Source organism: Streptomyces sp. GMY02 (assembly GCF_019056675.1).
Lineage (GTDB): Bacteria > Actinomycetota > Actinomycetes > Streptomycetales > Streptomycetaceae > Streptomyces > Streptomyces odonnellii.
Genome location: NZ_CP077658.1, coordinates 4899316 through 4912557, shown reverse-complemented (window position 1 = coordinate 4912557; position 13242 = coordinate 4899316). Strand labels below are relative to the sequence as shown.

The 13242-nt window shown below is 70.7% G+C and carries 12 protein-coding genes; 3 read left to right on the top strand and 9 right to left on the bottom strand.

Going from position 1 to position 13242, the window contains the following annotated elements; translation table 11 throughout:
* Nucleotides 1-76: 76 nt before the first annotated feature.
* Complete coding sequence (locus tag KQY30_RS20840; protein WP_217308136.1) at nucleotides 77-424, top strand: VOC family protein; 348 nt, start codon at nucleotides 77-79, stop codon at nucleotides 422-424.
* 18 nt (nucleotides 425-442) lie between these two features.
* Nucleotides 443-877: a nitroreductase family deazaflavin-dependent oxidoreductase gene (locus KQY30_RS20835; RefSeq protein WP_217308135.1), complete on the top strand. Its 435-nt coding sequence runs from the start codon at nucleotides 443-445 to the stop codon at nucleotides 875-877.
* 150 nt (nucleotides 878-1027) lie between these two features.
* Here KQY30_RS20835 and KQY30_RS20830 read toward each other — a convergent pair whose 3' ends face one another.
* The 4 genes from KQY30_RS20830 to KQY30_RS20815 form a co-directional block, all read right to left on the bottom strand.
* A complete protein-coding gene (locus KQY30_RS20830; RefSeq protein WP_217308134.1) occupies nucleotides 1028-2011 on the bottom strand; it encodes a threonine/serine dehydratase in 984 nt (327 codons plus the stop codon).
* 123 nt (nucleotides 2012-2134) lie between these two features.
* Nucleotides 2135-2989, bottom strand: a complete 855-nt coding sequence (locus KQY30_RS20825; RefSeq protein WP_217308133.1) for a helix-turn-helix transcriptional regulator — start codon at nucleotides 2987-2989, stop codon at nucleotides 2135-2137.
* A gap of 12 nt (nucleotides 2990-3001) precedes the next feature.
* Complete coding sequence (locus tag KQY30_RS20820; protein ID WP_217308132.1) at nucleotides 3002-3520, bottom strand: DUF6879 family protein; 519 nt, start codon at nucleotides 3518-3520, stop codon at nucleotides 3002-3004.
* Entirely contained in the window at nucleotides 3492-3746 is a 255-nt protein-coding gene (locus KQY30_RS20815; RefSeq protein ID WP_217308131.1) for a hypothetical protein, read from the bottom strand. Before KQY30_RS20815 ends, KQY30_RS20820 begins: the two co-directional genes overlap by 29 nt.
* 239 nt (nucleotides 3747-3985) lie before the next feature.
* On the opposite strand from KQY30_RS20815, the gene KQY30_RS20810 reads away from it, so the two are divergent.
* Nucleotides 3986-4339, top strand: coding sequence for a DUF6415 family natural product biosynthesis protein (locus tag KQY30_RS20810; RefSeq protein WP_217308130.1), 354 nt, complete (start codon nucleotides 3986-3988; stop codon nucleotides 4337-4339).
* Between the two features lie 416 nt (nucleotides 4340-4755).
* On the opposite strand, the gene KQY30_RS20805 is transcribed toward KQY30_RS20810, so the two are convergent.
* From KQY30_RS20805 to KQY30_RS20775, 5 genes are all read right to left on the bottom strand, one after another.
* On the bottom strand, nucleotides 4756-5895 hold the full coding sequence (locus KQY30_RS20805; RefSeq protein ID WP_217308129.1) for an acyl-CoA dehydrogenase family protein: 1140 nt from the start codon (nucleotides 5893-5895) through the stop codon (nucleotides 4756-4758).
* Nucleotides 5892-8033 carry a biotin carboxylase N-terminal domain-containing protein gene (locus tag KQY30_RS20800; RefSeq protein WP_217311200.1) on the bottom strand — a complete coding sequence of 714 codons (2142 nt, stop codon included), beginning with the start codon at nucleotides 8031-8033 and terminating at the stop codon, nucleotides 5892-5894. The genes KQY30_RS20805 and KQY30_RS20800 overlap by 4 nt, the downstream gene beginning before the upstream one ends.
* A gap of 185 nt (nucleotides 8034-8218) precedes the next feature.
* Nucleotides 8219-9817, bottom strand: coding sequence for an acyl-CoA carboxylase subunit beta (locus tag KQY30_RS20795; protein WP_217308128.1), 1599 nt, complete (start codon nucleotides 9815-9817; stop codon nucleotides 8219-8221).
* Between the two features lie 78 nt (nucleotides 9818-9895).
* Nucleotides 9896-11959 carry an acyclic terpene utilization AtuA family protein gene (locus tag KQY30_RS36585; protein WP_254407636.1) on the bottom strand — a complete coding sequence of 688 codons (2064 nt, stop codon included), beginning with the start codon at nucleotides 11957-11959 and terminating at the stop codon, nucleotides 9896-9898.
* A 332-nt stretch (nucleotides 11960-12291) separates the two neighbouring features.
* Complete coding sequence (locus KQY30_RS20775; protein ID WP_217308127.1) at nucleotides 12292-13140, bottom strand: TIGR03084 family metal-binding protein; 849 nt, start codon at nucleotides 13138-13140, stop codon at nucleotides 12292-12294.
* Between the last annotated feature and the right edge of the window lie 102 nt (nucleotides 13141-13242).

Here is a 13242-nt window from a genome sequence, read left to right as displayed (position 1 = left end):
CATCCCCTGGTCCCTGGTCCCTGGTCCCACACCCGATCCCAAGCCATGAATCCGCTTCACCCGAGGAGAGACGATCATGAGTAACACCCTGTACGGCCTGAGCGTCGACACCGCCGACGCCGCCAAGCTGGCCCGTTTCTGGGCGGACACACTGGGGCGGCAGGTCGCCCCCGGCGCGAGCGCCGAGTTCGCCTCGATCGACCCGGCGGAGGGCGTGCCGAGGCTGAGCTTCCATCAGGTGCCCGAGCCGAAGTCGGTGAAGAACCGGCTCCACCTCGACCTGGTCACCACCGAGTTCGAGGCCGAGTCGGAGCGCCTGACCGCGCTCGGCGCGACCCGGCTCAACGACGTCGACAAGGGCACGGTCCGCTGGACCACCTTCGCCGACCCCGAGGGCAACGAATTCGACCTGGTCGCGGGCTGAGAGCGGAGGAGCGCCGACATGGAGTACGAGCCCAGCCCGAGCGAGCGCGTCCGGGAACAGGTGGCACTGTACGAGGCGACCGGCGGGCGCGAGGGCGGCACGCTGGAGGGCCGTCCGGTGGTCATCCTGACCAGCAGAGGCGCGAAGTCCGGCAAGGTCAGGAAGACCCCGCTGATCCGGATCGAGCAGGACGGCGTCTACGCGGTGACGGCCTCCGCCGCCGGGTCGCCGAAACACCCGGCGTGGTACTGGAACGTACAGGCCGACCCGTTGGTACGGCTCCAGGACGGCGACCGGGTCCGGGAGTTCCGGGCCCGGGAGCCGGCCGGTGAGGAGCTGGCCCGCTGGTGGGCGCTGGCCGAAGCGCACTGGCCGCACTACCCCGAGTACCGGAAGCGGGCGGGCGGCCGGGTGATCCCCCTGCTGCTCCTGGAACCGGCCGACCTCGGCTAAATCTTTCGTGCGGCTGTCCACCTGGCCGGGCTCCGCCTGGGGCGTCTTCACCCGGTCCGCCCGGTGACCCAGACGAAACGGCCAAGTGCCGCGACTGGCAAGGCTCAGGCGGGAGCGGTCCGCGATCCTCGGCGGGAGCGGTCGCGATCCTCAAGACCTCCGGCCGGGGGCCGTACCGCCGACCCAGCGGTGGTAGGCGTCCACGTCGACGTTGCTGCCACACACGATGGTGACGACGTGCCGACCGGCGAAGCGGTCACGGTCTTCGAGGATCGCCGCGATGCCGAGCGCGGCCGAAGGTTCGACGACGAGGCCGGCGTGGTCGAGGAGCATCCGCATACCGGCGATGATCGACGCCTCCCGGACCAGGACGGCGTCGTCGGCGACCAGGAGAAGGTCGTCCAGGACGGCGGGGATGGGACGGCGACCGGCGACGCCGTCAGCGATGGTGTCGGCCGAGTCGGTGGTGACGACGCGCCGTTCGCGCCAGGACAGTGTCATGGCCGGTGCGCCCAGCGGCTGGACACAGATCACCTCGACTTCGGGCGCCATGGCCTTGAGCACATGCCCAATACCGGTGGCCAGCGCCCCGCCGCCGAGGGCGATCAGGACGGTGTCGAACGACGGCGCGGCGTCCACCAGTTCCAGACCGATGGTGGCCGCGCCCTCGCAGGTTTCGATGTCCAGGCTGTCTTCGAGCAGCCGGATACCATCGTAGTGGGCAATCATCGCAGCCCGCTCACGGGCCAACTCGTGGTCGCCGTCCACCAGTTCCAGCGTGGCGCCCAGTGCGCGGATACGGTCGAGCTTGGCCGCGGTGGCGAAGCGGGATGCCACGACGGTGACGTCGAGCCCCCGTCCACGACCGGACCAGGCGAGGGCCTGACCAAGATTGCCCGCACTGGCGCACACCACGGCCTGCGAGCCACTGCCGGCGAGCAGACCGGCGACCAACTCGGTACCGCGCCCCTTGAAACTGCGGACCGGATTCGCCGTTTCGAGCTTGACGCTCACCGCGCACCCGAGCCCGGCCTCCAACGCCTCACAGCGGTACAGCGGAGTATCAAGAAAAACGGGGTCGATCACCCGCCGAGCGGCCCGGATCCGACCAGTATCGAGGCGCGTCTGCTGCACAACACAGCAGCGTAGCGCCACCAGAACCAGCCCCCGCCGGGGACGAGGACAACGAGGCGCGGCGCACGCTCACGACCGGCCACGACCGGCCACGGCCGCGGGGCGGCCCGGGGAGCACCCGGGTCAGGACAGGGCGTCGATGGCCTTCATGACCAGAGCCCGGGCCTCCGCCCCGTACACGGCCATGCCCCGCAGGGTTTCGAACGCGCGCACATACAGCTCGATCTCATCCGGAGCGGTAACCGTCACCGATGCGGAAAGCAGCTCCACTTGCACCTGATCACCGTCGAAGACGGTGAATGCCTCCAGCGGCCACATCGCATGTTCGCGGTCCGCAGTGGAAGGGATCACGCCGATCGATACGGACGGCAGCGACATCGCCGCGAGCAGGTTGCCCATCTGGCCGACCATGACGTCCGTGTCCCCGAGGCGGTATCGAAGTACGGACTCCTCGATGAGAAGCACAAAGGCATGTTCCCCGTCGCGCATTACGTGCGTACGTCGCATCCGGGCGTCGACAGCGTCGATCACGTCGTCGGGGGTACCCCGGAACCGGGCGATATTGCTCAGCATCGCCGTGGCGTAACCGGGCGTCTGAAGGATTCCGGGCACCACGTGGGAGCAGTAGGTGCGGAACAGGCGAGTCCGTTCCCACAAGGGAATACTCGACTCCTGTAGACGCTTGAGGCCGCTGCGCTGAAGCCGCCTCCACTGCACGTATGCGGAGTCGGCCTGGCGGTTCGCGGCCACCAGATCAGGCGCCTGCGCATCCGCCCCACACGCTGTGCACCAGGCCCGGATGTCGGCGTCCGAAGGGGCGGTTCGGGCGTTCTCTATGCGGGAGGACTTGGCGACGGACCAGCCACAGCGTGCCGCCAGTTCCTTGCCCGTGATTCCGGCGTCCAGGCGCAGCTCCCGCAGACGTTCCGCGAGAGCTGCCCGTGCCTGATGCGCGCTGGACGATGGTGAGAGGGGCATGGGTGGGGTGGGCTACCTGATCTCGTATTCGTCGTGCGGGATGGCCCGTTCCCAGATCCGCTCGAAGGCTGACGCGCACATCTCGACGGTGGTCGGGTCGTCGTGGATCTGATGCTCGACGATATCCCCGTTGCCCGCGAAGTGATGAGCCCTGATTACTCGCTCGTCGAAGATCCAGAAGTCATTGCCCGGCAACAACAGATCGGTTGTGTTCCGGCGGGGGAGCCACCGGACGTTCTCGCCCGCGGCCACGTTCGCCTTGGTGATGTAGTGCTCCCAGGCGATGTATTCGGTCACGGGCTCGCTGACCACGCGAGCGCGCCGTACGTGGACGCCCCGCGCGACAGCGTCCGCGATCTCGTCGTGGAACGACGACCACCACTGTGACCGGTCCGACCAGTCGATACGCTCGCCTCGCTGCCACGCCTCGAATCTGGGGTTCGAGTAGTACACGTCCCGCATTTCCAGATGGACGGCCGAGTGCTTCGCAGCGCCGAGCAGTTCAGTGAAGTCCGGGACCGTCGAGGGCATCGATCGCCTTCCTGATGGCCGGCACCATGCGGGCCGGGATGCTGATGATTGTCTCGGTGGGCGGTACGGGACCGTACGCGGGGGATGTGGCCTCGCACTGTGCTCGCGAGGCTTCGTCGGCGTTGTAGCTCTGGATCAGCAGCCGTTGCCCTTCCTTGTCGACCCAGACTGTCGGGCACTCGTTGCGGTCCGTACTGGGGTCGATCCCGACGAACTGAATCCGCATGTCCTTGAACCTCCGTTGCCGGTCAAGTTACAGGGGTTTTCATCACGGTCATACCTCCGGGTGAAAGCGTCAAGAGGGCCTCATCGCCCGATACGGAGGGGCCAAGTCGCCTGTAATTCGGTGCAACTTTGCTGACTGGCCGAACGGTTCCTCCCTACGGTCGGAGAAGCGGGATTCAGGGCGCTTCGCGCCGGGCCGCGCGGGATTGCTGGCACGAGTGCGCACGGAGGCAGGCGGCCATGGGCGGACAGACGAGCACCGCGAGCGCGGTACGGGCCGCTGTCGACAGGGCCCGGGCGGTCGTCCACGAAGCAGACACCCACGAAGAGCTGAACAAACTGGCCGAAGAACTCCGTGACTACATCAGCCAGATGCTCCCCATCGCGCAGAACCAGACCGACCGCATGTGGCGCGGGAGCCGGGAGTGGTACGTCCTGACCTCACGCCTGAACGGCATCTCAACCGAAGCCCAACAACCCCTGGCAGCCAGCAAGTTGGCCGCGCATGTGCAGGTACGGCTTCTCGCGCTCGACTGCGAGTGGCTGTTCATGCGATACGGCACGGACCTCCCGACGGAGAGCCCGACACGATGACAGCGCAAACCCTCCTGGGCGACGACGCCCCGTCGTCCCCACACCGCCCCCTCAGAGGCCGCCAGAGCATGAACCGCTCACCGCTCGACAGCCGTCTGACCCAGCAGCCGCACAAGCCCCGACCGCATGCGCAACTGGGGGCTCTAAGAACCTCACCACATGGCTCTGAGACGATGAAGGCATGCGAACGGGCATTGGTCAAGGAACAGCAAAGCCCCACTAACACCGCAGCTCAGAAAGGGGTGGTCCCCGCGCAGGCGGGGGTGTTCCGACCTCGGCCGCGTTCATCACGCCAGAAGCCGACTCCATGAACGTCCCCCGTTTTCCACGCACCGTCTCCCAGGGAAAGTCACCTTAGCCACGGTGATGTGGCGGGGTGGGCGAGTTGTGTGCATTGGCGCACGGAATCGGCTGTGTCAGTACGACTTGGGGAGGCCCAGGGACTGATGGGACACGTAGTTCAGGATCATCTCCCGGCTGACCGGTGCGATCCGGGCCACGCGTGCGGCCGTGATCAGGGACGCGAGGCCGTACTCGCGGGTGAGGCCGTTGCCGCCGAGGGTGTGTACGGCCTGGTCGACGGCGCGTACGCAGGCTTCGGCGGCGGCGTACTTGGCCATGTTCGCCGCCTCGCCCGCGCCCGTGTCGTCGCCCGCGTCGTACAGGGCCGCGGCCTTACGGGTCATCAGTCCGGCAAGTTCCAGCTCGATATGGGCCTGGGCGAGGGGGTGGGCGATGGCCTGGTGGGCGCCGATGGGGTCGTTCCACACCTGGCGGGTCTTCGCGTACTCGACGGCGCGGGCCAGGGCGTACCGGCCCATGCCGAGAGCGAAGGCGGCGGTCATGACGCGTTCGGGGTTGAGCCCGGCGAAGAGCTGGAGCAGTCCGGCGTCCTCGTCGCCCACGAGGGCGTCGGCGGGCAGCCGTACGTCCTCGATGACCAGCTCGAACTGCTTCTCCGCCGCGTGCAGTTCCATCTCGATCGGCGAGCGCCGGAAGCCCGGGGTGTCGCGGGGGACGATGAAGAGGCAGGGCTTGAGGCGGCCGGTCCTCGCGTCCTCGGTGCGGCCGACGATGAGCGTGGCGTCGGCGATGTCGACGCCCGAGATGAAGACCTTGCGCCCGTTGAGCACCCAGTCGGTGCCGTCCTTGCGGGCGGTGGTGGTGATGCGGTGGGAGTTGGAGCCCGCGTCCGGTTCGGTGATGCCGAAGGCCATGGTGAGGGAACCGTCGGCCAGGCCGGGAAGCCAGCGCCGCCGCTGTTCGTCCGTACCGAAGCGGGCGATGACCGTGCCGCAGATGGCGGGCGACACGACCAGCATCAGGAGCGGGCAGCCGACCGCGCCCAACTCTTCCAGTACGAGGGAGAGTTCGGCGATTCCGGCGCCTCCGCCACCGTACTCCTCGGGCAGGTTCACACCGAGATAGCCGAGCTTGCCGGCCTCGCGCCAGAGGGTCTCGCGGTCGTATCCGCGGCCATGGCGCCGGCCGAGGGCGGCGACGGCGGCGCGGAGGGCGGTCTGTTCTTCGGTCTCGATGAGGCCGCTGCCACTCATGTTGTCTCCTCCTGTGCGGTGTCCGTGACGACGGCGAGCAGGGCTCCGACCTCGACCTGGCGGCCCGGGACGGCGTGCAGCGCGGTGAGCGTGCCGGAGGCGGGGGCGGTGACGCGGTGCTCCATCTTCATCGCCTCCAGCCAGACGAGCGGCTGCCCGGCGATGACCCGCGCGCCCTCGGCCAGCCCGTCCGCGACCCGTACGACGGTGCCGGGCATGGGCGCGAGCAGCGAACCGGGTTCGGTACGGCGGCTCGGGTCGGTGAAACGGGGCCGGGCGGTCAGCCGGTACGAGCCGTCCGCGCTGTCCACATGGACCTCGTCGCCGTACGCGGTGACCTCGAAGTGCCGTACGACGCCCTCGACTTCGAGGCTGACCCGGCGGGGTGCGACGGCGACGACCCGTACGTCCACGTCCGCGTTCACGTCCACGTCCACGTCCACGTCGTCCGCGATGCCTTCCACGCCTTCAACGCGCTCGACGCCTTGCACGCTCTCGACGCGCTCGACCCCCTCGACGCCTTGCACCCCCTCGACACCCGGGACGCCCTCAACACCCGCGACACCCGCCACGACGAATCCGTCCCTCGTGGCCCGGTAGCGGATCTCGTGCTCGCCATAGGTCTTCCGCTGCCACGCCGCCCCCACGTTCCGCCAGCCGCCGACCCGCGCGGGCAGCCCCGCACCGCCGCCGCCCCCTTGCCCCGCGCCGTTTCCCCGCACCCCACCGCTCCCCCGCGCGGCGGCGTCGGCCAGTGCGGCGGCGACCGCGGCGTACCGCTCCCCGGCCACGGGCCCGGTCAGCGCGTCGAGACACCGCTCCAGAAACCCGGTGTCCACCTGCCCGTCCGTGAACGAAGGATGCCCCAACGCCCGTACGAGCAGCTCCCGATTGGTCCCGGGCCCGTGCACTCGTGCCCGCCCCACGGCATGCCGGAGCTTCCGCAGCGCCTCGGCCCGGGTGGGCGCCCAGACGACGACCTTGGCGAGGAGGGAGTCGTAGTGCACCCCAATGGTGTCCCCGGCCGAGTAGCCGGTGTCGACGCGGAGGCGGGGTGCGTCCGGGGCCCGCCCCGCAGCGGTGGTTCCGGCGAAGTCCAGCGCGTGCAGCGTGCCCGTCTGCGGGGCCCATGCCCGCGACGGGTCCTCCGCGTACAGACGCGCCTCCAGCGCGTGGCCGTGCGCGCGCGGCGGCTCCGGCGGGAGCGGTGTGCCCTCCGCCACCGACAGTTGCAGCGCCACCAGGTCGAGGCCGAAGACCTCCTCCGTCACCGGGTGTTCGACCTGGAGGCGGGTGTTCATCTCCAGGAAGTACGGGCGGCCGTCCGCGGAGACCAGGAACTCGACCGTCCCCGCACCCACATAGCCGACCGCCCGGGCCGCCTGGACCGCCGACTCGTGCAGTGCGGTACGGAGTGCGGGCGGCAGGCCCGGCGCCGGGGCCTCCTCGATGACCTTCTGGTGGCGCCGCTGGAGGGAGCAGTCCCGGGTGCCCAGCGCCCACACCGTGCCCCACGCGTCCGCGAGGACCTGCACCTCGACATGCCGGGCGCCCTCCACGTACGGCTCCGCGAACACCTCGCCGTCCCCGAACGCCGACCGCGCCTCAGCCGCCGCAGCCGTCAACTCGGCGCCGAGCGAGGAGAGTTCGCGTACGATCCGCATCCCCCGGCCGCCACCCCCCGCCGCCGCTTTCAGCAGCAGCGGCAGGTCCGCCTCCGTGACCGCGGCCGGATCGACGGGCGCCAGGAGCGGTACCCCGGCCGCCCCCATCAGCTCCTTCGCCCGTGTCTTCGAGGCCATCGCCTCGATCGCGTCCGGCGGCGGCCCGATCCACACGAGCCCCGCGTCCAGCACCGCCCGCGCGAACCCGGCGTTCTCGGAGAGGAATCCGTACCCGGGGTGTACGGCGTCCGCGCCCGCCGCCAGCGCCGCCTTCACGATCAGATCGCCCCGCAGATACGTGTCGGCGGGCGCCGCCCCCGGCAGCCGTACGGCTGTGTCCGCCTCCCGTACATGCAGCGCGCCCGCGTCCGGATCCGCGTACACCGCGACCGTCCCGATCCCCCGCTCCCGGCAGGTCCGGAAGACGCGGCAGGCGATCTCGCCCCGGTTCGCGACCAGCACAGAAGTGATCACCACAGCACTCGCACTCCTCACGTACTCACGCCCTCACGTCCGGCTCACACCCGGAAGACACCGCACACTCCGCAAGACCCCGGAAGGCACCGCACGACACCGCACCGCACCGCACGACACCAGCAGGCACCGGAACGCACCGCACGACACCGGAAGACACCGCACGCCGTCGCACGACACCGCGCTCACATCCGGAAGACACCGAAGCCGCCCCTGGCACCTTCGACCGGCGCGGTATGGATCGCGGACAGGCACAGACCGAGCACGGTCCGGGTGTCGCGCGGGTCGATGACCCCGTCGTCGTACAGCCGCCCCGACAGGAACACCGGCAGCGACTCCGCCTCGATCTGCCGCTCCACCATCGCCCGTACGGCCGCATCGGCACCCTCGTCGTACGGCTGCCCCTTCGCCGCCGCCGACGCCCGCGCGACGATCGACATCACCCCGGCGAGCTGCTGCGGGCCCATCACGGCGGACTTGGCGCTCGGCCAGGCGAAGAGGAAGCGCGGATCGTACGCCCGGCCGCACATGCCGTAGTGCCCCGCCCCGTACGACGCGCCCATCAGCACCGACAGATGGGGCACCCGGGAATTGGACACCGCGTTGATCATCATCGCGCCGTGCTTGATGATGCCGCCCTGCTCGTACTCCTTGCCGACCATGTAACCGGTGGTGTTGTGCAGGAACACCAGCGGGATGTCCCGTTGGTTGGCGAGCTGGATGAACTGCGCGGCCTTCTGCGACTCGGCCGAGAACAGCACCCCCTGCGCGTTCGCCAGCACCCCCACCGGATAGCCGTGCAGCCGCGCCCACCCGGTCACCAGGCTCGGCCCGTACAGCGCCTTGAACTCGTCGAAGTCCGAACCGTCCACCACCCGCGCGATCACCTCGCGCGGGTCGAAGGGGATCTTCAGATCGCCGGGCACGATCCCCAGCAGCTCGTCCTCGTCGTACTTCGGCGGCGCGGCCGGGCCCGGATCGGCGTGCGCCTTGCGCCAGTTGAGGCGGGCGACGATCCGCCGGGCCTGGTGCAGCGCGTCCTGTTCGTCGAGTGCGAAGTGGTCGGCGAGGCCGGACGTACGGGCGTGCATGGCGGCGCCGCCGAGCGACTCGTCGTCGCTCTCCTCGCCCGTGGCCATCTTCACCAGCGGCGGCCCGCCGAGGAAGACCTTGGACCGCTCCTTGATCATCACGGTGTGGTCGGACATGCCGGGTACGTACGCGCCGCCCGCGGTGGAGTTGCCGAACACGACCGCGACGGTGGGGATACCCGCGGCGGAGAGCCGCGTGAGGTCGCGGAACAGCGCGCCGCCGGGGATGAAGATCTCCTTCTGGGACGGGAGATCGGCGCCGCCGGACTCGACGAGGCTGATGAGCGGCAGGCGGTTGGCGAACGCGATCTCGTTGGCGCGCAGGGCCTTCTTCAGCGTCCAGGGGTTGGAGGCGCCACCGCGTACGGTCGGGTCGTTGGCGGTGATCACGCACTCGACGCCCTCGACCGTGCCGATACCGGTGACCATGGACGCGCCGACCGGGTAGTCGCTGCCCCAGGCGGCGAGCGGCGACAGCTCCAGGAACGGGGTGTCGGGGTCGAGGAGCAGCTCGATCCGCTCGCGGGCGAGGAGCTTGCCGCGGGCGCGGTGGCGCGCGATGTACTTCTCGCCGCCGCCGGCCAGTGCTTTGGCGTGCTCGGCGTCCAGCTCGGCGAGCTTGGTGAGCATGGCTTCGCGGTGGGCGGCGTACTCGGCGGAGGCGGTGTCGAGGGCGGAGGGAAGCACGGTCACGGGGCGGCCTCCGGGGGTACGGGACCGGCCGGGCGGTCCGTCGTCGCGGTCCTTCGGCTCACAGCAGTACCTCCGGGATCACAGCAGTACCTCCGGGATGTCCAGGTGGCGGGCGCGCAGCCACTCGCCGAGGGCCTTGGCCTGGGGGTCGAACCGGGCCTGGGCCGCGACTCCCTCACCGAGCAGCCCCTCCACGGTGAAGTTCAGGGCACGGAGACCGGGCAGAACATGGCGGACGACGGTCAGCTCCCGGCTCTCGGGGATGAGCTGCCGGAACCGCTCGGTGGTCAGGGTGTGGGCCAGCCACCGCCAGCCGTCGTCGTCCCGCGCCCACACCCCGACATTGGCGTCCCCGCCCTTGTCACCACTGCGCGCACCCGCGACAAGGCCGAGGGGGGCGCGGCGGGTGGACAGCCCGGAGGGCAGGGGGTCGGGCAGCCCGGGAGCGGGTACGGGTACGGGTACGGGTACGGGCGCAAGCGCCTCGGCACGTACGGGACTTGGTACGCGGCTTGGTACGGGACTTGGCGCCGGACCTGGGACGGGATCCGGTACGGGGCTGGGCCCCGAACCCGGCACGGGGCTTGGCACGGGAACTGGTACGCGGCTTGGTGCCGGACCCGGCACGGGACCCGGCACCGACAGACGCCGGCCGTCCGGCAGTACCGCCGTGTGCGGGACCTCCGCCGGGTCGACGTACACCGCTTCGAAAACCCCGTACGGCGCGCCCTTGCCCGGCGGCGCGGTGACATGGAAGCCGGGGTAACTGCCGAGCGCCAGCTCGACCGCCGCGCTGGTGACGGCACGGCCCACCGCCTCCGGATCGCGGTCGCGGACGACGAGGCGCAGCAGGGCGCTGGCCGTCTCCTCGGTGTCCGCGTCGGGCCGGTCCGTACGGGCCAGCTCCCAGCGCACCTCCGCCGGGCGCCGTCCGGCGAACGCGTCCTCAACCTGTTCGCGCACCAGCCGCGCCTTGGCCTCGATGTCGAGCCCGGTGAGAACGAAGACGACCTCGTTGCGCCAGCCGCCGATCCTGGTCAGCCCGACCTTGAGGGTGGCGGGCGGCGGTTCGCCCCGTACACCCGAGATCCGGACCCGGTCGGGCCCTTCCTGTGCCAGTCGTACGGTGTCGAGCCGCGCGGTCACATCGGGCCCCGGGTACCGGGCGCCCCCGGTCTCGTACAGCAACTGCGCGGTGACGGTCCCGATGTCGACGACCCCGCCCGTACCGGGGTGCTTGGTGATGACGGCGGACCCGTCGGCATGGATCTCGGCGAGGGGGAAGCCGGGGCGGCGGATGTCGTGCGCGGTAAAGAAGGAGTAGTTCCCACCGGTGGCCTGGGCCCCGCACTCCAGGACATGCCCGACGACGACGGCACCGGCGAGGGCGTGAAGACGGGTGGGGCGGTCCGGGCCGATGGAGACAGTGGGGGCAGCGGGGACAGTGGGGCCACCGGGGCCGTGCTGGCCGGTTGAGGCGTACGAGTCGGTGGAGGCGTACGAGTCGGCCGCGCGGTCCGAGCTGGTGGGGCGGTCCGGGTCAGTGGGGCGGTCCGGGTCGGCGGGGTCGGCGATGCCACCGGGGCCCGGGAGGAGGTCCCAGCCGAAGTGGGCGGCGGCCGGGCCGGTGACGAGCGCCGCGTCGGTGACCCGGCCGGTGACCACGACATCGGCCCCGGCGCGCAGACACGCGGCGATCCCGGCGCCGCCGAGGTAGGCGTTGGCGGTGAGAACGCCGTCGCCCCACTCCTTCCGGCCCAGCAGATCGTCGCCCTCGACATGCGCGACCCGCACCGGTACGCCCACCCGCGCGGCCAACTCCCTGATCGCGGTGGCGAGTCCGGCCGGATTCAGACCACCGGCATTGGTGACGATCCTGACGTCCCGCTCATGGGCGAGCCCAAGGCCCTCCTCCAATTGCCGCAGAAACGTCTTGGCGTAACCGGCGCCCGGGTCCTTCATCCGGTCCCGCCCAAGAATGAGCATGGTCAGCTCGGCGAGATAGTCCCCGGTGAGCACATCGAGCTGCCCTCCGGTCAGCATCTCCCGCAACGCGTCGAACCGGTCGCCGTAGAACCCGGAAGCGTTCCCGATCCGCAGTACTTCCGGGCTCGCGCCGATGAGTGTGGTCCGCGCCGACATGGCGTCAGGAGACATATGGCCGCCGGACATGGTGTCGGAGGACATGTGGTCAGAGAACATGTGGCCGCCCAACATGGTGCGGGAGGACGTGTGGCTGGAGGATGTGTGGCTGGAGGACATGTGGCCGCCGGACATGTCCCCGGCCGACATCGCACCGCGCAACACGGCCCCCGCCGGCATGGGCCCGCCCCTCATGTCGCCGCCCAACACAGCGCCGCGAGACATATGGCCCGCCGACACGGGCCACCCGCCCAACACCGCGCCACGGGACACAGGGCCCGCCGACATGGGCCGCCCGCCCGGCGCAGCCTCGGCCGGCATGGGCTTCGCCATCACGCCCCCTTGGGCTCGCGGCCCTCGCCCGCCGGGCCCGCGAAGGCCTGGGCGATGTCCAGCCAGTGGTCCGCGTCCTGGCCCTCCGCCCGTACCGACACATCCGCACGGTGCGCCCGCTGCGTGACCAGGAGGCAGAAGTCCAGCGCCGGGCCGGTCACCCGCTGGGCCGCGCCTTCCGGGCCGTACGCCCAGAACTCCCCGCCGGGGCCGGTCAGTTCGACGCGGAAGGGGTCGGCGGGCGGCTGTTCGCCGCGTACGAGATAGGCGTAGTCGCGTGCCCGTACGCCGATCCACGCCACATGCCGCAGCCGCGCGGTCGGTTCGCGCCGTACGCCCAGCGCGTCCGCGATGTCCTGACCGTGCGCCCACGTTTCCATCAGCCGTGCGGTCACCATCGAGGCGCCGCTCATCGGCGGCCCGAACCACGGAAAACGCGCACCCGGCGCCGCCCCCGACAAGGCATCGCGCAGCCGCGCACGGCCGTCACGCCAGCGGTACAGCAGTTCGGCCGACGGAAGCGCCGCACCTGCGGCCGCCGCCTCGTCGACGGCGGATCCGGAACCCGCGCGAGCCGCGCCCGGCTCCCCCGCGCCCCGCTCCCCCGCGCCCGACTGCCCCTTGCCCGACTCCCCTGCGAACGCCTCCGGATCGGTGACGGCCAGCAGCGCCGCACGGTCCGTCCACGCGAGATGCGCGATCTGATGGGCGACGGACCAGCCGGGTGACGGGGTCGCGAGCTGCCAGCCCTCGGGCCCGAGCCGGGCGACCAGCCGGTCGAGTTCCTCGCTCTCGTCGCGCAGATCGTCCAGCAACTCGACCACTGCGGCAGAGCCGGGTGCGGACACGGATGCGCTCCCCTCGGGACACGGCGGTGTGCGTGCCCCGGAGCATGGCAGCGCCCGGAGAAACAAGCAAGCGTGCTTGGTTTACTCCCGCCCGCCCCCACG